We start from the raw sequence: 21,502 nt of genomic DNA on the forward strand, positions 1-21,502 counted from the left end.
GCGGCCGTCGTCTGTCCGCTAGGCGACCAGGTCGGCGTATTCGCGGTGGTCGCCGATGTACTGGTCCACGTACCAGCAGGTCGGCACTACCGCGAAACCGTTGTCGCGGCAGTCGGTGAGCGCGTATTCGACCAGTTGCGCCGCCACCCCGCGCCCACGGAATTCGGGGAAGGTGAGGGTGTGGTTGAGGTCGCGAATCGGCTTGCCGCCCGCGCTGCTTTCGTTGTAGTCCGCGTAGCCCGCGAGGGTGTCGTCGATGTAGATCTCGTAGCGGCCGGCGGCCGTATTGTGCTCGAGCCTGGTCGTCATGTCAGGTGGAACCGCCGTCCCGGGCCGATTTGTTCCGCGCGCAGGTCAGCTCCCGCAGACTCGATTGAGTTCGTCGGTGAAGGGCTGCAGGTCGGTGACGTTGTCGTCGATCAGGGCATCGGCGTATCCGGTGATCGCCGCCCGCTCCTCACCCGCGGCGAGATCGCCGACGGTCCACAGCCGATCGTGCAGGGCCCGGGCCGTCTCGGCGTCGAATGTGCCGCCGCTCATCTGCACTCCCGCGTTGACCATGGCGATGGCTCGATCGCAGGCCGGAGACTTCGCCTCGGCGGTGGCCGCGGGGAGAATCAGCAGGGAAACGGTCGTCGCGGCGGCGAACACGACGGCGGGCAGGCTCTTGATCATCTGTCCTCGGGAGGCTTTCAACGGGGGCCGCTCATCAGGCGAGCGAACCGGGATCTCGCAGCCTAGCCGCTGACTGTCCGGTTTGCGAGATTTTTCCGGCTGCGGTCGAGTTCAGAGCACGGCGCCCGGATTGAGAATCCCGTGTGGGTCCAGGGCCTCCTTGATGCGCCGGGTCAGATCCATCACCTCCGGACCGACCTGATCGGGCAGCCACGCCTTCTTCAACCGCCCGACCCCGTGCTCACCGGTGATCGTGCCGCCCAGCGCGATGGCCAGATCCATGATCTCGCCGAAGGCCTGATGGGCGCGTGCGGTCTCGTCCGCATCGGCGGGGTTGTAGACGATCAGCGGGTGGGTGTTGCCGTCACCGGCGTGCGCGATCACCGAGATCAGCACCTCGCGGCGCTCGGCGATCTCGGCGATCCCCGTGACCAGGTCGCCCAGGCGCGGCAGTGGCACGCCGACGTCCTCGAGCAGCAGCGGGCCCTTGCGTTCCACCGCGGGGATCGCGAATCGCCGTGCGGCGCAGAAGGCTTCGCCCTCCTCCGGGTCTTCGGTCCGGAAAACCTCGGCGGCTCCGGCGCTTTCGCAGGCCTCGGCGATGATCGCGGCCTCCCGTGCGCGGAATTCGCCGGGGGCGTCGGAGCGGGCCACCAGCATGGCGGCGGCCTCGCGATCGAGGCCCATCCGCATTTCGTCCTCGACCGCGTTGATCGCCACCGAGTCCATGAATTCCAGCATCGAGGGACGCAGCCGGGCCGCGACCGCCTCGATCGCCGCCGTGGCCGCGGCGAGGGTGGAGAACGTGGCGACCACGGTGCTCTGCTGCGGCTGCGCGGGCAGCAGCCGCAGTGTCAACTCGGTGATGATGCCGAGGGTGCCCTCGCTGCCGACGAACAGTTTGGTCAGCGACAGCCCGGCGGAATCCTTGAGCCGCGGCCCGCCCAGCCGCACCACCGTGCCGTCGGCGAGCACCACTTCCATACCCAGGATGTAGTCGGTGGTGACGCCGTACTTCACGCAGCACAGCCCACCGGCGTTGGTGGCGGCGTTGCCGCCGATCGAGCAGATCTCGAACGACGACGGATCCGGCGGATACCACAGTCCGTGTTCGGCCGCGGCCCGTTTGACCTCGGCGTTCAGCAGTCCGGGCTGGGTCACGGCGGTGCGGGTGACCGGATCGACCGTGATCTCGCGCATGCGCTCGGTGCTCACCAGCAGGGCGCCGTCCTGTGCGGTCGCGCCGCCGGAGAGTCCGGTTCCGGCGCCGCGCGGCACGAGCGGGACCCGATGTTCGTGTGCCCAGCCGACCACGGTCGCGACCTGCTCGGTGGTCAGCGGCCGCACCAGCGCCGCCGGCATCCCGGCCTGTGGATCGAGTGCGCGGTCGTGGCGGTACCCCGCGAGGATGTCGGGATCGGTGACGACCGTGCCGTCGGGAAGCCGGTCTGCGAGTGTTGCGATGTCCACACCCCGAACCTACGTGCTCGCACGGGATCCGTGCGCAGTACACTGCCGCGGTGTCCGATGCCAAGCTCGAGATCCAGATGCTCCACGACCGGATCATGGTTCGCGTCTCCCAGGAGGAGGGCGAACGACGCAGCAGCGGCGGCATTCTGATTCCCGCCACCGCGCAGGTCGCCAAGCGGCTGACCTGGGGTGAGGTCAGCGGGGTCGGTTCGCACGTGCGCAGCGTGGGCGTCGGCGACCGCGTGCTGTTCAGCGCCGAGGATCAGTTCGAGGTGGAGGTGCAGGGCCAGGCCTATCTGGTGCTGCGCGAACGCGATCTGCACGCGGTTGCCAGCGAACGCCCCGAACACGGCACCGGCCTCTACCTGTAACCGCCACGGCGATGCCCCCGGTCGCGCGGCCGGGGGCATCGAGGGCGTTCAGCGGGTTTGCCGCGGCAGTGCCAGCGCGGCGGCGAGCACCACACCGAGGACCACGATCCCGGCCACCGCGGCCATTTCCATGGCCGTCACATAGTTGCCGGTGGTGTGTGCCGCACCCAGCGCCGAGAAGAAGATGACGCCGAGAACCGTTGCGCCGATGGCATTTCCGAACTGCTGCGCGGTGGTGAGCACGCCGGCCGCCATCCCGGCCTGCGGTGCCGGGATACCCGAGGACAGCACGGCCGAGACGACCGAGGGGATGGTCATACCGTTGCCGAGCCCGACGATCATCATGCCGGGAATCAGCGCGAGGGCGCTCACCTGTGTGCCCATGCCGGCCAGCACCGCCAGGGTGATGCCCAGACCGGTCAGGCTGGTGCAGGTGCCGATCACCATCACCCTGTTTCCGAAGCGATTGGCGACCCGTGGTGCGAGGAACAGTGAACTGCCCGCGAAGCACAGTCCCAGCGGCGCGAACGCCAGACCCGCACGCAGCGGCGACAATCCGAGTCCGCCCTGCAGCATCAGGGTCAGGCAGAGCATGAAGCCGGCGAAGAAGGTCAGATAGCCGCCCGCGATCACCAGACCGAGACTGAAGCCGCGTTCGCGGACCATGGCGGTGTCGAGGACCGGTTCCCCGCCTCGGCGTGCCAGCCGGTTCTCGTAGCGCAGCGTAGCCAGCAGCACCGGCGCGGCGGCCGCCATCGACACCCAGGTCCACAGCGGCCAGCCCTCCGGCCGGCCCAGTGTGATCGGGATCAGTAGTAGTGCCAGCGCTGCGGAAATGCCCACGGCGCCAACGGGATCCAGCCGTGCCCCGCGAATGCTGCCGGTGCGGGGGAGCCAGCGCGCGGCAAGCACGGCCGCGACCACTCCGATCGGCACATTGATGTAGAAGATGGTCCGCCAGCCCCAGCCGAACAGATCGGCGTCGAGCAGGATGCCGCCGAGCACCTGGCCCGCGACCGCGCCGAGGCCGATGGTGGCGCCGAACGCGGCCATCGCCCGCGGTCGCTCGAGCGGCGGGAACAGGGTGTTGATCAGCGCGAGCATCTGCGGCACCATCAGCGCCGCGGTGCCGCCCTGCAGCACACGGGCCCCGACCAGCGTCCAGGCGTCGGTCGCGAGGCCGCAGAGCAGCGACGCCACCGTGAAGGCCAGCATGCCGATCACGAACAGGCGCCGGTGGCCGAACAGGTCGCCGAGCCGGCCGCCCGTGATGAGGCCCGAGGCGTAGGCGAAGCCGTAGCCGCCGACGATCAGTTCGAGTGCCGCTTCGCCGGCGTTCAGGTCGTGTTGCAGCGAGGAGGCGGCGACATTGACGACGAACCAGTCGAACATCGCCATGAACATGGCGCTCAGCACCACCGGCAGGACCCGCCAGCGCGCCGGGTAGGGCACGACGCCGGCCGGTGGTGTGCGCAGAAGCGGTGGGGCGGTAGGGGTTTCGAGGGTGGACATATCGGACTCCCCGGAATCGGTCGAGAGTGTCGGCGGCGCCGCGCTGCGCCGCGGGATGCGGATCTGTCTCCGCGAGGGATGTAACTAACCGGTTGGTTAGAACTATTCCAGCGCCCGCGACGTCGTGTCAACCAATTGGTTGGTTAGCATCGATGGCATGCCCCCGCGCGATCCCGAGGCCACCAAGGCCCGCATCTTCGAGGCGGCGACCGAGGAGTTCGCCGCCCACGGGATCGCCGGTGCCCGCGTGGATCGCATCGCCCGCAACGCCAAGGCCAACAAGCAGCTGATCTACGCCTACTTCGGCGACAAACAGCAACTGTTCGAGCAGGTGCTGGAGAAGGCGATGATCGATGTGGCCGCGGCGGTGTCGACCGATATCGACGATATCGACGCCTGGGTGGACGCCCATATCGCCTACCACCGCGAACATCCGGAATTCCTCCGGCTGCAGATGTGGGAGGCGCTGGAACTGGCGCCGGACCAGGTCACCGCCGGCGAGGCCCGCGCCCGCCGCTACCGGGACAAGATCGAGAAGGTCGAGGCCGCGCAACGGCGAGGACTGCTGCGCGACGATATGCCGCCCGGATACCTGCTGACCCTGCTGACGGGACTGATCAACTATCAGCAGGCGCTTCCGCAGTCCCGGCGGTTCGTCGTCGGCGGCCCCGACGATCCGGCGGAGCTGCGCACCTGGGTGCGTGACGCCGCCCGCCGGATCGTGGCGCCGCGCGAGGACGCCTGAGCCGAACGCTCGCTAACGGCGCGTGGCCATCTCCCGCTCGAGGCCGGCGAGATCGGTGGTGAGTGATCCGCCGGCGAAAGCCATTGCGGCATAGGATCGCTCGGCCGCCTCGGGATGTCCGGCGCCACAGGCGTCGGTCACCATGATCGGCAGATAGCCCAGATCGATGCCGTGCCGCACCGTCGGCTCGATACCGACCTCGAGGGCGATCCCCGCGATCACGACGGTATCGAGGCGCAGGTCGCGCAGGGCGATATCGAGGGGCGTGCCCGCGAACGCCGACATGGTGATCTTGTCGAAGACCACCTCGTCCGGGCCCGGGGTCAGCTCCGGAACCAGCTGATACTGCGGTGAGCCTTGGGGGAACATCGAGCGCACCCGGCCCGGATCGTCCACCCGCTGCCACGCCATGGCCGTGCGCAGTTGTGATACCCCGGACGCGGCCGGCGGCAGCGACATGTGCCGGGTGTAGAACACGCGAAATCCGTTCTCACGCGCAATGTCTCGAAGCCGGACGCAGGCATCGACGATCTGCTGTCCCGCGGCGATCTGATTCACGATGCCGGCCTGCATGTCGTAGATCAGCACCGCCGTCCGAGCCGGATCGCATGCGTCCGCCACGGTCGAGGGAATGTCGAGTCCGAATGCATGCCGCATATGCTCACCTGGTCCGATCGTAGGGTTCGGCCGTGTCGACCGAGGCGTCCATGAGCGCCTCGAGCGGGAGCGGAGCGGTCACCGGAACGTAGGTCCATTCCAGAAAACCCCTCTTGGACAACGGAAAATCGTCCACATAGCGCCGGGCCTCCGCGACATTGTCCACCTCGAAGACGATCACCACACCCGATTCGTCCGCGCGGGCGTAGTTCTCCCGGACGATTCCGGCCTTCCAGAGGCGCCACACATTGGCGACCTCCTCGGGCAGATACGGTGTGATGGTCTCGAGAGTGACTCCGGGTTTGAAGCGGTCGAAGGCGATAACTTTCATGAGATCCATGCAAGTCCGGTGATTACAGTGTTACAAGAGCGCACTTTTCGGTAAGTAGGTGAGCGCGATGTCGCAGCGGCGGTATTACTGCCCGGTCGAGGTCACTGTCGACCTGATCGGCGGGAAGTGGAAACCGGTGATCCTCGCGCATCTGAAAGAAGGTGTGCGGCGCTACGGTCAACTGCGCCGGGCCATGCCCTCGACCAGTGAGAAGATGCTGGTACAGCAGTTGCGCGAGCTCGAGGCCGACGGTCTCGTCAGCCGGACCGTCTTCGACACCGTCCCGCCACAGGTGGAATACGATCTGACCGCCGAGGGGCGCAGCCTGGTTCCGGTGCTGACCGCACTGTACGAATGGGGCGAAAAGCGATGTGAGCGAACGGGTGTCACCCTCGGCTGAGCGAGATCGGCGGGCGCGGCGTCAGGTACCGGCGGTCAGTATCTCGGTGCGTTCACCGTCGACCACGACGGCGTCGTCGTCGGTCAGCGCCCAGTGCGGCGTTCCCGCCGCGCGCAAGCGCTCGGCCAGGCGGGTGCCGTGCCCGTCCGGATCGGTGCCCAGCGAATCCACATGCGGCACGATCGCCCGGTCCACCACTCCCAGTCCGTCCCAGCGCGGATTGATACCGCAGGCGGCCCGCACCTCGGCCGGATCGTCGGCATCCTCCAGACCGTGCAGATCGGGCGTCAGCAGGCAGGCGCCCGCGCTGTAACCGGTGTAGGCCAGCGCATCTTCGGCCAGCAACTCCGGCAGCACGAGATCGGCTGCGCTGCGGGCGAATTGGGCCCGCAGGACGAAGGTGTTGCCGCCGCGGACCCACAGCGCCGGATAGCCGCGCAGCACCCGCTCCAATTCGGCGCGACGACCGACGTAATCACGTAGATCGACCACCTCTGGCCGGAAACCGCTGCGCCGCAGCGGAACCAGATCACTGGTCACGGCGCCGGACCACGCGGACGGCCATGCGTCGCAGGCATTCGGAATCACCGCGATCGGCCCCGGGCCGCCGACGAGTTCGGCGAACCGGTCGTAGTGGGCGCCGAATCGGTAGCTGGACAGGAACAGTCGCACGGCGGATCAGAGTGTGAACGCGAGATTCGCGGCGATCCGCTCACCCAGTTCCCGGTCGCCGTCGACCTCGATCTCGTCGCGATGGTCCGCGGCGGCGATGCGTCCGCCGCACAGGCGGGCGAACAGACTCGACCCCAGCCGGATCACGGTATCGGCCGGCCCATCCAGGGCCGCGACGACTTCCGCGCGCCCGTCGACACGAATGTGCACGGTGCGGGCGACCGGACCGGTGGTCTCGATCGTGATGCGGGACCCGTCGGGCGCGGCGCCACGCTTGACCACTACGCGCCCGAGGAAGGGTTCGATCTCGTCCAGCGCGATCTCGGCGCGCCGCCCGCCCTCGTCCATACCCAGGGCCTTCGCCTCGCCGCCGAGTGCGTCGGTGATGTCGAGCTGATGCATCCAGCAGTCGAACAACCGCACCCGCATGAACCGGCCGTACGGCACCACCCCGATCGGGGACTGGATATCGGCGGCCCAGGCGGCCTCGTCGACGGCCGCCAGCGCGGCGCGACGGCGGCCGGTCACCTCGGTGAACCGGCGCAGCAGGTCGTCACCGCGCAGCGGCCGCAGCGACTCCAGCCACACCTCGTTCAGCGCGCCGGTGTCGTTGCGGACGTGGTCGAACGCCCGGACATCGCTGTCCATGTGTGGCAGCGGCTCGCCGAGCAACATCGATTCGATGGCGACGACGTGCGCGAGCACATCGAAGACCGTCCAGCCCGGCAGCGGTGACGGCAGCCGCCAGCGGTCCTCGTCCAATCCGCGGGTCAGCTCCGCCAGCGCATCCCACTGGTCGGAGAGCGCACTGGTCAGTTCGGTGCGGTCGAGTGAGGCTGTGCTCATGAACGAGTCTCCCTGTCGGTCGGGTCGAGTCGGTCCGGCTCCGCGCCGAGCCGGTCGAGCCCGGTACGGATCGCGGCCGCCGTGGCCGCCGGATCGTGCGGGCGCCGCAGCAGGAAGCCTCGGGCGAAGGTGAACAGGTCACCACCGCGGCGCGGCACCACGTGCAGGTGGACGTGATGCACTGTCTGGAAGGCCGCCTTACCGTCGTTGAGGACGAGATTCGCCCCGTCGGCGCCGAGGTCGCTGCGCCGCAACGCCTTCGCGATGCGATGGCCCACGCGGAACAGATCCGCGCCCAGGTCGGCGTCGAGTTCGTCGAGGTGGGCGGCATGGCTCTTCGGAATCACCAGGGTGTGCCCCCGGGTGATCGGCCGGATGTCGAGGAAGGCGTACACCCGCTCGTCCTCGTAGATCCGCGTCGCCGGTGCGTCGCCCGCGACGATCCGGCAGAAGATGCAGCCACTCACCAGGCAGACATTACGGCGTACGACGCACCCGGCATAGCCCGCTTCTGTGCTGCGTGAACGGGCATTCGGGAGAAAAGGCGTGGTGTGGTGTGACGTTGATCTCAACTAATCTCACCGACCTGCCGGGTACAGTTGCGAGAATTATTTCGGAACTTACTGAAAAGTAAGTTCTGCTCGGCCAGACCCAACAGGCGGCCCACCTGGACATCAGGGGGCCAGCTTGCCGTCACAAGTAAGGAAGTTGACCAGTGGAGACAACGCAGGGCGCGAACGAGGGCGCGCAGCCCGGCGACGACAGTCGCACGTCGCACCGCACGCGTGTCGGTGTGGTTCGTGAGACCAACGCCGATGAACGACGCGTCGCGTTGGTGCCGAAGATCATCCCGAGCCTGGTGAAGCAGGGTGTGCAGGTCGTCGTCGAAGCCGGCGCGGGGGTCGGGGCGTTGATTCCCGACGAAGCCTACGAGGCCGCGGGCGCGACGATCGGTGATCCGTGGCAGGCCGAGGTCGTGGTGAAGGTGGCTCCGCCCAACGATGCGGAGATCGCCAAGCTGTCGCGGGACCAGACGCTGATCGGATTCCTGGCTCCGCGCAACGCGGACAACAAGATCGGCGCGCTACAGGACGCGGGCGTGCGTGCGTTCGCGGTGGAAGCGATTCCGCGGATCTCGCGCGCGCAGGTGATGGACGCCCTGTCCTCGCAGGCCAATGTCGCGGGGTACAAGGCGGTGCTGCTGGCGGCGTCGGAGTCGACGCGGTTCTTCCCGATGCTGACCACCGCGGCGGGCACGGTGAAGCCGGCGACGGTGCTGGTGCTCGGTGTGGGTGTCGCGGGTCTGCAGGCCCTGGCCACCGCCAAGCGCCTCGGTGCGCGCACCACCGGATACGACGTGCGGCCCGAGGTGGCCGATCAGGTGCGGTCGGTGGGCGCGCAATGGCTGGATCTGGGTATCGACGCGGCCGGTGAGGGTGGTTACGCCCGCGAGCTGACCGATGACGAAAAGGCCCAGCAGCAGCAGGCTTTGGAGGATGCGATCAAGGGCTTCGACGTGGTGGTGACCACCGCGCTGGTGCCGGGTCGCCCCGCGCCGCGCCTGGTGACCGCCGCCGCGGTGGAGGGAATGAAGCCCGGCAGTGTGATCGTCGATCTCGCGGGGGAGACCGGTGGTAACTGCGAGCTGACCGAGCCCGGTAAGACGGTGGTCCGCCACGATGTCACGATCTGCTCGCCGTTGAATCTGCCGGCGACGATGCCCGAGCACGCCTCGGAGCTGTACTCGAAGAATATTTCGGCGCTGCTGGAGCTGATGCTGAAAGACGGCCGGCTCGAGCCCGATTTCGGTGACCAGGTGATCGCCGATTCCTGTGTGGCCGGTGCGCCGAGCCGTCCCGCCGACTCCGAGGAGCAGGGCTGATGTATACCGAGCTTTTGGCCAATATCGCGATTCTGGTGCTGTCCGGATTCGTGGGTTTCGCGGTGATCTCCAAGGTGCCCAACACCTTGCACACCCCGCTGATGTCGGGCACCAACGCCATCCACGGCATCGTGGTGCTGGGTGCGCTGGTCACGTTGGGCAAGATCGAGCATCCGTCGGTGATCACGCAGATCATTCTGTTCGTCGCGGTGGTGTTCGGAACGCTGAACGTGGTCGGTGGTTTCGTGGTGACCGACCGGATGCTGGGGATGTTCAAGGGCAAGAAGCCCGCTGCGTCGGGCGCGGAGCGCCCTGGAAACACCGAGAAGGCGGGCCGCTGACTCATGGACAATCTGGTCAATATTCTCTATATCGTCGCGTTCTCGCTGTTCATCTACGGTCTGATGGGGCTGACCGGCCCGAAGACCGCGGTGCGTGGCAACTGGATCGCGGCGGTCGGTATGGGCATCGCGGTGATCGCGACGTTCATCTCGATCCGTGACACCTCGAACTGGATCATCATCATCGCGGGCCTGGTCGTCGGTGTGGCGCTGGGTGTTCCGCCGGCGCGGTTCACCAAGATGACCGCGATGCCGCAGCTGGTCGCCGCGTTCAACGGTGTCGGTGGTGGCACGGTCGCGTTGATCGCGTGGTCGGAATTCCTCAACAGCGACGGTTTCTCGTCGCTGCACGAGCAGCCCACCGTGCACATCGTGATCGGTTCGCTGTTCGCGGCGATCATCGGTTCGATCTCGTTCTGGGGCTCGCTGATCGCGTTCGGCAAGCTGCAGGAGATCCTGCCCGGCCGCCCGATCGGGCTCGGCAAACTGCAGCAGCCGGTCAACCTGCTGCTGGCCCTGGGTGCGATCGCCTCCGCGGTGGTGATCGGTATCGGCGCCACCAAGGATGGTGCGCCGTGGTGGTGGATGGTGCTGCTGCTGGTGCTGGCCGCGGTGCTGGGCCTGATGGTCGTGCTGCCGATCGGTGGCGCCGACATGCCCGTGGTGATCTCGCTGCTGAACGCGCTGACCGGTCTGTCGGCCGCGGCGGCCGGTCTGGCGTTGAACAACACCGCGATGATCGTGGCCGGCATGATCGTCGGCGCGTCGGGCACCATCCTGACCAACCTCATGGCCAAGGCCATGAACCGGTCCATCCCGGCGATCGTGGCGGGTGGTTTCGGTGGTGGCGGCGGTGTCGCGGCTGCCGGTGACGGTGAACAGAAGCAGGCCAAGGCCACCTCGGCCGCCGATGCCGCGATCCAGATGGCCTACGCCAACCAGGTGATCGTGGTGCCCGGCTACGGTATGGCCGTCGCGCAGGCCCAGCACGCGGTCAAGGAGATGGCCTCGCTGCTGGAGGCCAAGGGTGTCGAGGTCAAATACGCCATCCATCCGGTCGCGGGTCGTATGCCCGGCCACATGAACGTGCTGCTGGCCGAGGCCGAGGTCTCCTACGACGCGCTCAAGGAAATGGACGACATCAACGGCGAATTCTCGCGCACCGACGTGGCTTTGGTGATCGGCGCCAACGACGTCACCAACCCCGCCGCGCGCGAGGACTCCTCCAGCCCGATCTACGGCATGCCGGTGCTCAACGTCGATCAGGCCAAGAGCGTGATCGTGCTGAAGCGGTCGATGAACTCCGGCTTCGCCGGCATCGACAACCCGCTGTTCTACGCCGACCACACCTCCATGCTGTTCGGCGACGCCAAGAAGTCCGTCGGAGCCGTCACCGAGGAACTCAAGGCGCTGTAACGAGCGTAGGTTCGACCCGAAACGGCCCGCGGCAGATGTGCTGCGGGCCGTTTCCGGTTTCTAGGCGGTGGGCGCGATGCGTGCTTGCGGCAACGTGGGCGCACGCCGCCTCCCAGCCGCGGGTGGCGGACTAGAGTGGCCCGCGGGGCTCGATGGTGCCGCGAGCGCGGCACGGCAGCCGGAAGGGGTCGAGATGACGGTTCGGGAGCGGTTCGATCTGCCTGCGGTGGGCGATGATTCGGCGATCTACGGCACGCCGTATCAGACCCCCGAAGGCGCCACGGTCATCCCGGTGACGCGCCCCGGCGGAAGGTTCCGGCGCGCCCGGCCGCTGGGCGTCTTCGTCATCGAGGACGGCAACACCGGCTGGCACGCCGTCACCGACGACACGGCGATCGCGCTGCTGGGCATCTTCGTCGGCTTGGTGGCGACGACGTTGTCCCTGATCGCGGTGGTGCGGAATCCGCCGTGGCCGGATGTCACCATTCGGATCGACCGCAAGGAGCGCTGACGAGCTTCATCGCCGCCCGAAGGCGTCGGTGCGCTCGGCATTGTCGAGAAACGCGTCGACCATGCGGTGGTTGAGCGCGGCGAGCTGACGCAGATCCTCGGTCGACCACTCCGCCAGCGCATCGCGCATGTGGCGGCGGCTCACCGCGCGGATCGCGTCGACGGTGGCCCGGCCCTCGTCGGTGATGCGCACCCGCTGCGCCCGGCGGTCCTCCGGATCGGTCACCCGGTCGACGTAACCGGCCCGCTCCAGGCGCTGGATCTGGCGCGTGACATGCGGCGCCTCCACATCCAGGCAGGCCGCGAGTTCTCCCATGCGCATCGGCTCCGCGGCGTCGGCGAGCATCCGCAGCAGCGGCACATTGGCGCGATCGAGATTCACCCCGGCCGCGGCCACGGTGCGATCGTGGCGTCTGGCCCGGGTGAGCAGGTGCGCGATCCGGGTCAGGGCGCGCTCGAGTTCCACGATGTAGTCGGCGTCGGCCACCGATTCGGGACTTCCTTCGGAACGCGGCACAGGGTTATCCTACTACCCAACTTACTTAAGTTAGGTAAGTATAAAGATAGGGAACTCAGATGACGTCGACCGTCACCGGCCGATCCACCGGAACCGATTCCGAAACCGGTGCGCCGGCGCACCTGGTCTTGACACTGCTGGCGCTGTGCGCGGCCGGACTCGTGGTCTCGCTGCAGCAGACCGTGGTCATTCCGTTGCTGCCCAGGCTGATCGGGCAACTGCACACCGACGTCGCGGGTGTCACGTGGCTGTTCACCGCCGCGCTGCTCACCGGAGCCGTTGCCACACCGCTGCTTTCGCGCTTCGGCGACATGTACGGCAAGAAGCGCATGGTGATGTTCTGCATGGGGCTGCTGATCATCGGTTCGGTGGTCTGCGCGATGGCGAGTTCGCTGGGTGTCTACATCGTCGGCCGGGCGCTGCAGGGCACCTCGTCGGCGCTGATTCCGCTGGGGATCGGCATCATTCGCGACACCTTCCCGCGCGAACGGCTCACCACCGCGATCGGCGTCATCAGCGGCACCATGGGTGTCGGCGGCACCATCGGCATGCTGGTGACCGGTGTCATCGCGGACAAGACCACCGATCCGCATCCCGTGTTCTGGATGACGGCGGTGCTGGCCGTGCTCGCCACCGTGCTCGTCGGCGTGAGCGCCAGGGATGTGGGGCAGCGCCACGGCGGGCAGCCGGATTATCTGGGCGCGGTCCTGCTCGCCGGTCTGCTGGTGTGCCTGCTGCTGGCCATCAGCGAGGGGCCGCGCTGGGGCTGGGGTGAGACCAGCGTGATCGGCCTGTTCACCGCGGCCGCCGTGCTCGCCGTGGTGTGGGTGCTGGTGGAACGCAAGGTCGCACAGCCGCTGGTGCGGTTGCCACTGCTGGTCGGCCCGCGCTCGCTGTCGGCCAATATGGCCTCGGCGCTGCTGGGCTTCGCGATGTTCGGCTCCTTCACCCTGATCTCGAACTTCGTGCAGACCCCCGCCGACAAGGTCGGTTACGGTCTGTCCGGGTCGGTCCTGGCCGTGGGGCTCTACGGCATCCCCAGCTCGGTGCTGATGACCTTCTTCTCCTTCCGCACCGGGCGCATCGTCGCGCGCATCGGCCCCGCCTTCACCCTGGCCATCGGCGCAGCCTTCGCCGGTGCGGCGACCGGATGGCTGGCGCTGTCCAATGCGCACGGCTACGACATGGTCATCTCGAATACGCTGCAGGGCATCGGCTTCGGTATCGGTTACGCCGCGCTGGGAACCCTTGCCGTCCAGCATGTTCCGATGAGCGAGAGCGGAATCGCCAGTGGGATCAACTCGTTGGTGCGCACCGCCGGTGGAAGTATCGCCGGCGCCATCACTGCCTCGATTCTGAGCGCTCTCACCATCGGTCACACGGGCGTGCCGTCGCTGCACGCCTACGTGATCAGCTTCGCGGTGCTGAGTGTCGGGGCGTGGCTGGCCGCGGCCGTGGCACTGGGCAACGGCCTGCGGCACAAGCACGAACGGTAGCGGACGTCAGGACAACCGTCCCAGTGCGGGGAGCAGCACAAAGCAGGCGGCAGTGCCGACCAGCGCCACCGCGATGCCTGTGCACAGCTGTCGCGCGCGCCCTCCGCGAGCGCAGAGCAGAGCAGCGGCGATCACTTCGATCGCGTACAGCAGGACGAGCGCGAAGATCAGGTATCCGTTGATGAAGAACGGAATCACGTTCAGCGTGAGGCAAACCGCAGCCGCTCTGAATGACAGTGGGCCGAACCAGGTTTCGCGCCTGTCCTGCGGAGCAGAGTGTTCTCTGGTCACAGGATGCTCCTATCCGGTCGCGAAATAGAGGCATCCGATGATGACAGACGACCCGAGCCATATGCCCGCGGTGGTCACTGCGGCAAGAGCTACGCCGCGGACGGGCCCCCGCGCCTTCCATCGAAGGAGCGAAGCGATAAGGGTACCCACCACCGAGGCGGCGAGAAACGAACCGAAGATCGTGCCGTCGGTGTCCGAGTGCATGACCCGCGCCGCGATCATCATGACCACCAATTGCAGCAGAAAGAAGCCCGCGACGCCCCATGTGGCGAGGCGCCAGAACCGCGCATCTTGCGACGAAGAGGGCGTCATTCAGGCCGTCCCTGCGGGTATCCGCTGCACCGGGGCAGTGGGCGGCGCCGCGACCGGACCGAACGATGTCGGCGGCTTCGGATTCCCGGGCACGTCGTAGCGGTCGTTCCAGTCGGTGAACGGACCGAAGGCCGCACCTCCCACGCCGATGTCGTGGTGAAACGGCAGATTCATGGCCGGGCCGAGTGAGCTCCCGGACCGAGCCGGGTCCAGCGCGATCGTTTGCGTGCGTCCATCGGGGGTGTCTTGATACACCTCCAATGATGGGTAATCGGTGCGCGTCCCGTTCACTTGGACCCCGTTCGGACCGGGCTGGAACACCAAGTCGCCGTTGACCGTGACGTCGTGGCCATCCAGGCCAGGAGGTTTGGTCATCCAAGAGGGCGGCAGTGGGTTACCCGCGTCGTACTGGATGCGGACCGACCCGTCCGGGTTCTGCCACACTTTCCCGTCCGGCGCACCAACTTTGACCTCGCCCGGGCTGCAGTCGTCGTTCTCGCGAACGGACGGGTTCTGGCGCATGACGACTATGCCGTTCTCGTAGTCGACATATGTAGTGACCTTCGTATGTTCGGGATCGAAATTCGGGTCGGCCGTTCGATTGTTCCCCAAGTCGCGAGCGCCGGGATTGAGATTGAGCGGATTGGGGTCCGGGTCGGAGACGTCACGTTGCTCGATGTACTGAGACGATCGGACCACACCCTGCCCAGGAACGGGTGTGATCTTGACGACGCGAATTTCGGGCCCGACCCCCTTGAACTCCGGGGTATAGCTGTTCGGGTTCAGGACCTCGGCTGTACTCCAGTCGGATGCGGTTGCAGGCGGACGCCCGAACAACTGCTGGAACGCCGCGGCCGAGGTGCGGATCCGATCGGGATCGGCGCGGGAATCCATGGATTTGAAGCTCTGATCGGCTACCTCGAGCGCCGTCAAGGTAGCCGCCGATGCCATCTTCGTCAGTTCGTCGTTGGCCGTGGCAATGGCGGCGCTCCATTGCGCATCGGCGGTTCGGAGGCTGGCGACCAGTCCGGACAGGCGAGATAGCTCTACGCCCGCTTCGGAATTCGGATCTTGTATTCCGGTTGCGCTCCAGTTGTCCGCGACGGCAACCGGCGGGACGACGTAATGCTGAAAGATCGTCTTGGTTTCCGCTATCGGATACTGAAGGTCGCGAGCTGCGCCGGCGCAGGCGGCACTGAGGTCATCGTATGCGGTGGCAATCGCTCGCATCTGAGTCTGTTCGCGGTCGGCTTTGTCTTCAGCGGCTCGGGCCGCCGCGCCTTGCCACGCCAGATCGTCGTGGATGGTCTTGTGCAGCGTGCCGGCTACTTTGACGATGGCGTCGGCAATCTGGCCGGCCCGGTCGGCGACACCCTGCAGGCCCGAGGTATCCATGGCCAGTACTTCTTTCGGAGTCGGCATGATGGCTACCGGCCCGCGTGCGGGTCGCCGGAATTCAGATCAGCGACAGCGGCGAGGCGCCGAGCGGCGTCTTGGTCATTGCCGTGGAAGCTGTCCGCACACGTCACCAACAGGGCCGAGAACTCGTTGAAACGCGCTTTCAGAACATCTTTGGCTTGCCGACTCGCCGCATGGGACTTGCCGAGTTCGGTTCCTACCGACAAACCCGCGAGCAATTTCGCCACCGGATCAGCGTCTAGTTTCGGTGCGTTGTCGATATCGATCGGCAGTAGCGCCAACTCCCCAGCCGCGGCCCGCAGTCCGTCCGGGTTGACTTGAAATGTCATTTTCCCCTCCTGACGTCAGGACAGGGCAGGGAAGCGACTTCCGGCGAGCCGAGTACTCGCGGTTCACATTCCCCGTACTACCCGGCCTGAACCGGCGATCGGATATTCGGGTAGTCCGCGGCAGGGCGTGGCCGGCCGCAGGCCGTGGCCCTGGGCAACGGCCTGCGGCACAAGCACGAACGGTAGTGACTACGCGACTTTCAATGTCCCGCCGTCGATGACGTAGTCGACGCCGACGATATTGCCGGCTCGCGCGGAGGCGAGGAAGGCGACCAGTGCGGCCACCTCCTCGGGCTCCGAGATCCGCCCCGAGGCGATGCCGAAACTCTCGCCGATGCCCGCGAGCAGGTCGTCGTGCGAGATGCCCTGCGCCGCAGCGAGTTTTCCGCCGAAACGGTTCGGGTCCCGCCACAGCGGCGTGCCCACGACGCCGGGGGATACGGTGTTGACGCGCACGCCGCGCGGGGCCAATTCCTCACTGAGGCGTTTGCTCAACGCGGTGAGCGCGGCCTTGGCCTCGCTGTAGCCGATCGGCCCGGCCGCGGGCAGGCGCGAGTTGATCGAGGAGATGTTCACGATCGCGCCGCGGCGTTCCAGCAGGCTGGGCAGCGCCGCGCGCGTGGTCCAGACCGCGCTGAACAGATTGAGGTCGAACAGGGTCCGCCACTGTTCGTCGGAGATGTCGGTGAATGCCCCCAGCCCCAGCCGATCCGCATCACCGCCACCGACATTGTTGACCAGGATGTCGATGCCGCCGAGTTCACGCAGCGCCGAATCGATCAGTGTGGTGGCGCCCTCGGAGGTGCCGAGATCGACGGAATAGGCTGCCACACTGGCCTTTTCCAGCTCCGGCGTGACGGTGCGCGCGGCGCCGACCACCAGTGCTCCCTCGGCGGTCAGCGCCTCGGCGATCGCCAGTCCGATGCCGCGGCTCGCGCCGGTGACGACGGCGGTCTTGCCGGTGAGTTCGAGGTCCATGAGCTTCCCTTTCTTGAACTTCAGGTCAAAAATTGCGGTACGAAAAAGGGCCGCGGTGGCGGCCCGGATATCAGAGGGTGGTCAGTGCGGTGTCGATGATGCGGTGCAGGGTCTCCGCATCGCTGGTCTTCGCCATGACGCGCAGTCCCACGATGGTGTTCATCAGGAATTCGGCGGCGGCCCGCGGATCGACGTCCTGTGCCACGTCGCCGTCGCGTCGACCCCGATCGATCCGATCGGACAGTGCGGTCATGGTGTTCTCCTGCATGGTCCGGACCGCCTTCGTGATCTCGGGATCCTGCGCGGAGAATTCGGTAGCGGTGTTCACCGCCAAGCAGCCACGCCGAACCGGCTGTGCCACATCGGAATCCACCAGAAACCGGATGAACGCGCCGATGCACTCGCGTGCGGTCCCCGGCCGGGCCATGAACTCCCCGGCCACTTCCGCTCCCATCCGGTCGTAACGGTTCAGCACCCGCTCGAACAGCTCCCGCTTACTGCCGAACGTGTGGTACAAACTCCCCTTCCCGATCCCGGTAGCCTCGGCCAGCTGCGCCGGCGAGGTATTCGCATACCCATGAGTCCAGAACGCATCCAGAGCCCGATCCACCACGGCCTCGGTCTCGAAGTTACGCGGCCTGCCCATGTCCCGAACTCTACGAGTTTTTGTCCTTGAGGTCAACAATGGGTACGTCTGCGGGTCAGCTCTCGGACGGTGCCCGTGTGTGACAGTTGTTGGCTGCGTTAATATCTCGTCATCAGGTTGCGGCCCGACGGGCTTCTGTGAGCAACGGATACGCCCCCAACCGCGCGAGGATTCGTGCTGCTTGGGGGTGTTGTCGTGTCATCTCGGGTGTACCGCTCGACGGCAGAAGAGGTGTTGCATCTGTCAGTGGAGCAGCAGCTGTCGGCGATAGTCTCCGAGCATCTGGGCCGGACGAAACGTAAGGTGCCGACCGCCGAGCAACGCTCCTGGGACGTGAGCCTGCCGTGGATAGCCGGGGATCTGGTCGCCACCGGGCTGGAGCACGTCGAGATGCTGATCGAATATCGACTGCCCGAGACGAGCCGCCGGGCCGATGTGATTCTGAGTGGTATCCACCCGCAAACCGGAGACGACCATTATGTCGTCGTCGAACTGAAGCAGTGGGGGCGAGCGGAGCTCGTCTGGAACAGCGACCGAATCGTGCGAGTCCAGGGATTGCCGGGCGAGCATCTTCACCCCATCGATCAGGTGCGTGGCTATTGCCGATATCTGACCCGATTCGTCGAAACTCTCCATGATCGGCCGAATGCGGTCCGTGGAGTGGCCTACTTGCACAATGCAACCGAGAATTCGGTGAGCGCGCTGCGAGCTCTGCCGCCGGACGAGACGGGCCGCATGTTCACCGGCGAGCAACGCGAAGAATTTCTGACCTTCCTCAAGAGCCAATTCGCCCCGGAATCGGGCACCGGAGCAGCGAACCGGCTGCTCGAGAGCCCTATTCGAGCGAAGCCGAACCTGTTCGGGTTCACCGGTGCGGAGCTACGGTCGGCGACCGAATACTCGCTGCTCGACCACCAGAAACTGGCGTACGAAACGGTGATGAGCCGAGTGCGGTTGGCCCGGCAGACGGACCAGAAGAGTGTTGTGGTCGTTACCGGAGGACCGGGCAGTGGCAAGAGCCTCATCGCGGTCTCGCTGCTCGCGGAGTTGCACCGCGAGGGCTACCGCGTACGGCACGCGACTGGATCTCTGGCCTTCACCGAATCGCTGCGAAAGTTTCCGGGCAAGGGCTCCAGAGAGCTTCAGGACTTGTTCAAGTACTTTCGGAACTTCTCCGACTGCGAAAAGAACGAGCTCGACGTCCTCATCTGCGATGAGGCCCATCGAATTCGAGAGGTGTCCACCAATCGGTTCACACCGCGCGCCCAGCGCACCAACCGTCCACAGGTGGATGAGTTGATGGCTGCGGCGCGGGTCCCGGTCTTTCTTCTCGATGAACATCAGGTGGTCAGGCCGGACGAGGTGGGGACGGTTCACGCGATCCGAGATCACGCGGCTCGCGCCGGCTACGTGGTACACCAGATCGAATTGGACGGGCAGTACCGGTGCGGCGGCAGCGCCGAATACGACGAATGGGTACGCCGTCTGCTGGGGTTGCGTATCGGCGGTCCTACACCGTGGACGGGAGACACCGCCGCGTTCGACGTCCGTATCGCGGAGACGCCGCAGGAAATGGAAACGTTCCTCCGAGACAAGAACGCCGACGGATGGACCGCGCGAATCGCCGCCGGATATTGCTGGCCTTGGAGCTCTCCGAAGGAGGATGGGACTCTCGTCGACGACGTGGTCATCGGCGAATGGGCCAAGCCGTGGAACCTTCGAGGAGAACGGGCCGTCGGGGGCGCTCCGCCGAGTTCACTGTGGGCAACCGACCCGCGCGGATTCGAGCAGGTCGGCTGCGTCTACACCGCCCAGGGGTTCGAATACGACTGGTCGGGTGTCATCATCGGTCCCGACCTCGTCATTCGCGACGGGCACTTGACGACGGTTCGCGACGCTACGAAGGACAAGGCGCTCAAGGGCACGAAAACCAAACCTGTAGGTGACGAAACCTTCGACACATTGGTGCGAAATATCTACAAGGTGCTTCTCACGCGCGGGATGCGGGGAGTTGTCATACATTCTGTCGATCCGGACACACAAGCCTTTCTGAAGAGCCTTGTCGACTGAACAGCGGCCATGAGAGGGACGCGTGTTCCCGGTGGCTGCACCCGATGGCACGGCCGGCTGTTCGTGGTGATTGCTCGTCTACCTGTCGACGTGGTCGGCCGGAGTACCTTCCCCGACGGTGCCTGCGAACCAGGCGCAGAGGAGGACGGCGAGTAGGGGGAAGGTGAAGGCCAGGGTGAGGGAGGTGAGTTGGGCGAGCCAGCCTATGACCGAGGGGCCGGCGAGGAAGCCCAGGTAGCCGAGGCCGAAGACCTTGGACATGTCGGTGGCGGCGGTGGCGGTGCTCAGATTGCCCGCCGCGGTGAAGATCTGGGGGACGCCGCCCGCGAGGCCGAGGCCGGCGAGGATCCAGCCCGCGAGGCTCAGGGGCAGCCAGGGCGAGGCCGTGATGACGGCGAGACCGGCGGCGCCGAGGACCGAACCCCAGCGGACGACGGCGATGCGGCCGAAGCGTTCGCTGACCCGGTCCGCGGTGAAGCGGCCGACGGTCATCGCGATGGAGAACGCACCGAACGACAGGGCGGCGGTGGCGTCGCTGACGCCCAGATGCTCGTGCGTCTGCAGGGCGCTCCAGTCGTTGGCGACGCCCTCGGCCATCAGCAGGGCGAACGCGATCGCGGCCAGCGCCAAGACTTTCGGCGGGAGCCAGCGCCGGATGCGTCGGCGCACGGCGGAATCGGCTGTGTGGCGACCGGGCCGCGAACCCGCGGCGGGGGCGCCGGCTGCCGGAAGTGCCGCGGCCGATTCGGTGACAGCCACACCATTTCCGGCCGCGGAGTGGTTCGGGACCGCCGCGGATTCGGCGGTCGTGGCTGCCGGTTCGACCTGCGAGGTGGCGTGCAGGCGGGGGAGCAGGCTCGGCACACTGGCCAGCATCACCAGCAGGCCCAGTACGGCCGCGACCGCGAAACTCACCCGGATATCGGCACCGGCGTGCATGGCCGCCGCGCCGGCGAGCGAGCCGACCAGACCGCCGCAGGAGAAGAGCGCGTGGAACGCCGCCATGATCGGCCGACGGTAGACGCGCTCGACCTGCACGGCCTGGGCGTTCATCGACACATCGAGCGCACCGTTGCCGAAACCGAAGAGCGCGAGCGCGATACCGAGCTGCACCGGCCCGGTGGCCCACGCCGGTCCGCTCACCGCCACGACCAGCCAGGCGACGGCCGCGGTGACCAGGGTTCGGCTGCCGAAGCGGTCGGCGAGCGGACCCGCCGCCTGCATACCGACGATGCCGCTGCCGGCCATCACCAGGATCAGAATTCCGAGAGTCCCGTGCGAGACCCCGGTGCGATCGGTGATGACCGGAATGTGCACCACCCACATCGCGGCCAGGAACCCGTTGAGCGCGAAAACCGCGAACACCGCTGCCCGCGCGCGGCGAGCGGCCGGAGCAGCCGTCCCGCGCCGTGTCGTCTCCACCGATGAATGCATCGATTCGACGGTACCGGGCGCGCACCGATTGTTCACCGCACGAGAGGCCGTGCCGAACCAGGTGGCTCGGCACGCGGAACCCCTTGGGGCCCAACACCCGAAGCGCCTGCCCCGCGGGTACGACTCCGGAGCGGAGGAGTGCGTCGAAGCGTCGTTGATTCGGCGGCGCCGACCGCGGTCGG

General features: G+C 66.8%; 26 protein-coding genes. 9 read left to right on the forward strand and 17 right to left on the reverse strand.

Annotated elements, in window-relative coordinates:
* Positions 1 to 18: 18 nt before the first annotated feature.
* The 3 genes from AC5592_RS09095 to AC5592_RS09105 all read right to left on the reverse strand — a co-directional run bounded on the left by AC5592_RS09095 (position 19) and on the right by AC5592_RS09105 (position 2,145).
* Complete coding sequence (locus AC5592_RS09095) at positions 19 to 309, reverse strand: GNAT family N-acetyltransferase (protein ID WP_036498431.1); 291 nt, start codon at positions 307 to 309, stop codon at positions 19 to 21.
* A gap of 45 nt (positions 310 to 354) precedes the next feature.
* Positions 355 to 675, reverse strand: a complete 321-nt coding sequence (locus AC5592_RS09100; protein ID WP_036498432.1) for a hypothetical protein — start codon at positions 673 to 675, stop codon at positions 355 to 357.
* 111 nt (positions 676 to 786) lie between these two features.
* Positions 787 to 2,145 carry an FAD-binding oxidoreductase gene (locus AC5592_RS09105; RefSeq protein WP_036498433.1) on the reverse strand — a complete coding sequence of 453 codons (1,359 nt, stop codon included), beginning with the start codon at positions 2,143 to 2,145 and terminating at the stop codon, positions 787 to 789.
* A gap of 50 nt (positions 2,146 to 2,195) precedes the next feature.
* Here AC5592_RS09105 and AC5592_RS09110 point away from each other — a divergent pair, with 50 nt between their 5' ends.
* Positions 2,196 to 2,516 carry a GroES family chaperonin gene (locus tag AC5592_RS09110; RefSeq protein ID WP_030513633.1) on the forward strand — a complete coding sequence of 107 codons (321 nt, stop codon included), beginning with the start codon at positions 2,196 to 2,198 and terminating at the stop codon, positions 2,514 to 2,516.
* A gap of 48 nt (positions 2,517 to 2,564) precedes the next feature.
* Here AC5592_RS09110 and AC5592_RS09115 read toward each other — a convergent pair whose 3' ends face one another.
* Complete coding sequence (locus AC5592_RS09115) at positions 2,565 to 4,028, reverse strand: MFS transporter (protein WP_063063932.1); 1,464 nt, start codon at positions 4,026 to 4,028, stop codon at positions 2,565 to 2,567.
* A gap of 157 nt (positions 4,029 to 4,185) precedes the next feature.
* Here AC5592_RS09115 and AC5592_RS09120 point away from each other — a divergent pair, with 157 nt between their 5' ends.
* Entirely contained in the window at positions 4,186 to 4,773 is a 588-nt protein-coding gene (locus AC5592_RS09120; protein WP_036498435.1) for a TetR/AcrR family transcriptional regulator, read from the forward strand.
* 12 nt (positions 4,774 to 4,785) lie between these two features.
* On the opposite strand, the gene AC5592_RS09125 is transcribed toward AC5592_RS09120, so the two are convergent.
* Complete coding sequence (locus tag AC5592_RS09125; RefSeq protein WP_036498436.1) at positions 4,786 to 5,430, reverse strand: cysteine hydrolase family protein; 645 nt, start codon at positions 5,428 to 5,430, stop codon at positions 4,786 to 4,788.
* A gap of 4 nt (positions 5,431 to 5,434) precedes the next feature.
* A complete protein-coding gene (locus AC5592_RS09130; RefSeq protein WP_036498460.1) occupies positions 5,435 to 5,761 on the reverse strand; it encodes a hypothetical protein in 327 nt (108 codons plus the stop codon).
* Positions 5,762 to 5,828: 67 nt separating this feature from the next.
* On the opposite strand from AC5592_RS09130, the gene AC5592_RS09135 reads away from it, so the two are divergent.
* Positions 5,829 to 6,161, forward strand: a complete 333-nt coding sequence (locus AC5592_RS09135) for a winged helix-turn-helix transcriptional regulator (RefSeq protein ID WP_036498437.1) — start codon at positions 5,829 to 5,831, stop codon at positions 6,159 to 6,161.
* Positions 6,162 to 6,182: 21 nt separating this feature from the next.
* On the opposite strand, the gene AC5592_RS09140 is transcribed toward AC5592_RS09135, so the two are convergent.
* Genes AC5592_RS09140 through AC5592_RS09150 form a run of 3 tightly spaced genes read right to left on the reverse strand, consistent with a single transcriptional unit; the run spans position 6,183 to position 8,146 of the window.
* A complete protein-coding gene (locus tag AC5592_RS09140; protein ID WP_063063933.1) occupies positions 6,183 to 6,833 on the reverse strand; it encodes a Type 1 glutamine amidotransferase-like domain-containing protein in 651 nt (216 codons plus the stop codon).
* Positions 6,834 to 6,839: 6 nt separating this feature from the next.
* Complete coding sequence (locus AC5592_RS09145; RefSeq protein WP_063063934.1) at positions 6,840 to 7,679, reverse strand: maleylpyruvate isomerase family mycothiol-dependent enzyme; 840 nt, start codon at positions 7,677 to 7,679, stop codon at positions 6,840 to 6,842.
* On the reverse strand, positions 7,676 to 8,146 hold the full coding sequence (locus AC5592_RS09150) for an HIT family protein (RefSeq protein ID WP_036498440.1): 471 nt from the start codon (positions 8,144 to 8,146) through the stop codon (positions 7,676 to 7,678). The genes AC5592_RS09145 and AC5592_RS09150 overlap by 4 nt, the downstream gene beginning before the upstream one ends.
* A gap of 248 nt (positions 8,147 to 8,394) precedes the next feature.
* Here AC5592_RS09150 and AC5592_RS09155 point away from each other — a divergent pair, with 248 nt between their 5' ends.
* The 4 genes from AC5592_RS09155 to AC5592_RS09170 all read left to right on the forward strand — a co-directional run bounded on the left by AC5592_RS09155 (position 8,395) and on the right by AC5592_RS09170 (position 11,829).
* A complete protein-coding gene (locus tag AC5592_RS09155) occupies positions 8,395 to 9,561 on the forward strand; it encodes a Re/Si-specific NAD(P)(+) transhydrogenase subunit alpha (protein WP_371507162.1) in 1,167 nt (388 codons plus the stop codon).
* Entirely contained in the window at positions 9,561 to 9,902 is a 342-nt protein-coding gene (locus AC5592_RS09160; protein ID WP_063063935.1) for an NAD(P) transhydrogenase subunit alpha part 2, read from the forward strand. Before AC5592_RS09155 ends, AC5592_RS09160 begins: the two co-directional genes overlap by 1 nt.
* 3 nt (positions 9,903 to 9,905) lie before the next feature.
* Positions 9,906 to 11,318 (forward strand): NAD(P)(+) transhydrogenase (Re/Si-specific) subunit beta, encoded by a 1,413-nt coding sequence (locus tag AC5592_RS09165; RefSeq protein WP_036498474.1) that lies wholly within the window; start codon positions 9,906 to 9,908, stop codon positions 11,316 to 11,318.
* Positions 11,319 to 11,511: 193 nt separating this feature from the next.
* A complete protein-coding gene (locus AC5592_RS09170) occupies positions 11,512 to 11,829 on the forward strand; it encodes a hypothetical protein (RefSeq protein ID WP_063063936.1) in 318 nt (105 codons plus the stop codon).
* Between the two features lie 6 nt (positions 11,830 to 11,835).
* Here AC5592_RS09170 and AC5592_RS09175 read toward each other — a convergent pair whose 3' ends face one another.
* Positions 11,836 to 12,345, reverse strand: a complete 510-nt coding sequence (locus tag AC5592_RS09175) for a MarR family winged helix-turn-helix transcriptional regulator (protein ID WP_063063937.1) — start codon at positions 12,343 to 12,345, stop codon at positions 11,836 to 11,838.
* A 59-nt stretch (positions 12,346 to 12,404) separates the two neighbouring features.
* Here AC5592_RS09175 and AC5592_RS09180 point away from each other — a divergent pair, with 59 nt between their 5' ends.
* Positions 12,405 to 13,841: an MFS transporter gene (locus AC5592_RS09180; RefSeq protein ID WP_063063938.1), complete on the forward strand. Its 1,437-nt coding sequence runs from the start codon at positions 12,405 to 12,407 to the stop codon at positions 13,839 to 13,841.
* A 6-nt stretch (positions 13,842 to 13,847) separates the two neighbouring features.
* Here the strand turns inward: AC5592_RS09180 and AC5592_RS09185 are convergent, their stop codons facing one another.
* From AC5592_RS09185 to AC5592_RS09210, 6 genes are all read right to left on the reverse strand, one after another.
* Positions 13,848 to 14,132, reverse strand: coding sequence for a hypothetical protein (locus tag AC5592_RS09185; protein WP_157121699.1), 285 nt, complete (start codon positions 14,130 to 14,132; stop codon positions 13,848 to 13,850).
* A 9-nt stretch (positions 14,133 to 14,141) separates the two neighbouring features.
* Positions 14,142 to 14,444, reverse strand: coding sequence for a hypothetical protein (locus tag AC5592_RS09190; RefSeq protein ID WP_036498470.1), 303 nt, complete (start codon positions 14,442 to 14,444; stop codon positions 14,142 to 14,144).
* A complete protein-coding gene (locus AC5592_RS09195) occupies positions 14,445 to 15,839 on the reverse strand; it encodes a hypothetical protein (RefSeq protein ID WP_063063939.1) in 1,395 nt (464 codons plus the stop codon).
* Between the two features lie 32 nt (positions 15,840 to 15,871).
* Positions 15,872 to 16,192 carry a hypothetical protein gene (locus tag AC5592_RS09200; RefSeq protein WP_063063940.1) on the reverse strand — a complete coding sequence of 107 codons (321 nt, stop codon included), beginning with the start codon at positions 16,190 to 16,192 and terminating at the stop codon, positions 15,872 to 15,874.
* Between the two features lie 189 nt (positions 16,193 to 16,381).
* Positions 16,382 to 17,170, reverse strand: coding sequence for an oxidoreductase (locus AC5592_RS09205; protein WP_063063941.1), 789 nt, complete (start codon positions 17,168 to 17,170; stop codon positions 16,382 to 16,384).
* Positions 17,171 to 17,240: 70 nt separating this feature from the next.
* Complete coding sequence (locus AC5592_RS09210) at positions 17,241 to 17,816, reverse strand: TetR/AcrR family transcriptional regulator (RefSeq protein WP_063063942.1); 576 nt, start codon at positions 17,814 to 17,816, stop codon at positions 17,241 to 17,243.
* Between the two features lie 246 nt (positions 17,817 to 18,062).
* Here AC5592_RS09210 and AC5592_RS09215 point away from each other — a divergent pair, with 246 nt between their 5' ends.
* Entirely contained in the window at positions 18,063 to 19,886 is a 1,824-nt protein-coding gene (locus AC5592_RS09215; protein WP_232329270.1) for a DUF2075 domain-containing protein, read from the forward strand.
* A gap of 78 nt (positions 19,887 to 19,964) precedes the next feature.
* Here AC5592_RS09215 and AC5592_RS09220 read toward each other — a convergent pair whose 3' ends face one another.
* Positions 19,965 to 21,320: an MFS transporter gene (locus AC5592_RS09220; protein WP_063063974.1), complete on the reverse strand. Its 1,356-nt coding sequence runs from the start codon at positions 21,318 to 21,320 to the stop codon at positions 19,965 to 19,967.
* Positions 21,321 to 21,502 lie beyond the last annotated feature (182 nt).

This window comes from Nocardia violaceofusca NBRC 14427 (assembly GCF_963869435.1).
Taxonomy (GTDB): Bacteria; Actinomycetota; Actinomycetes; order Mycobacteriales; family Mycobacteriaceae; genus Nocardia; species Nocardia aobensis.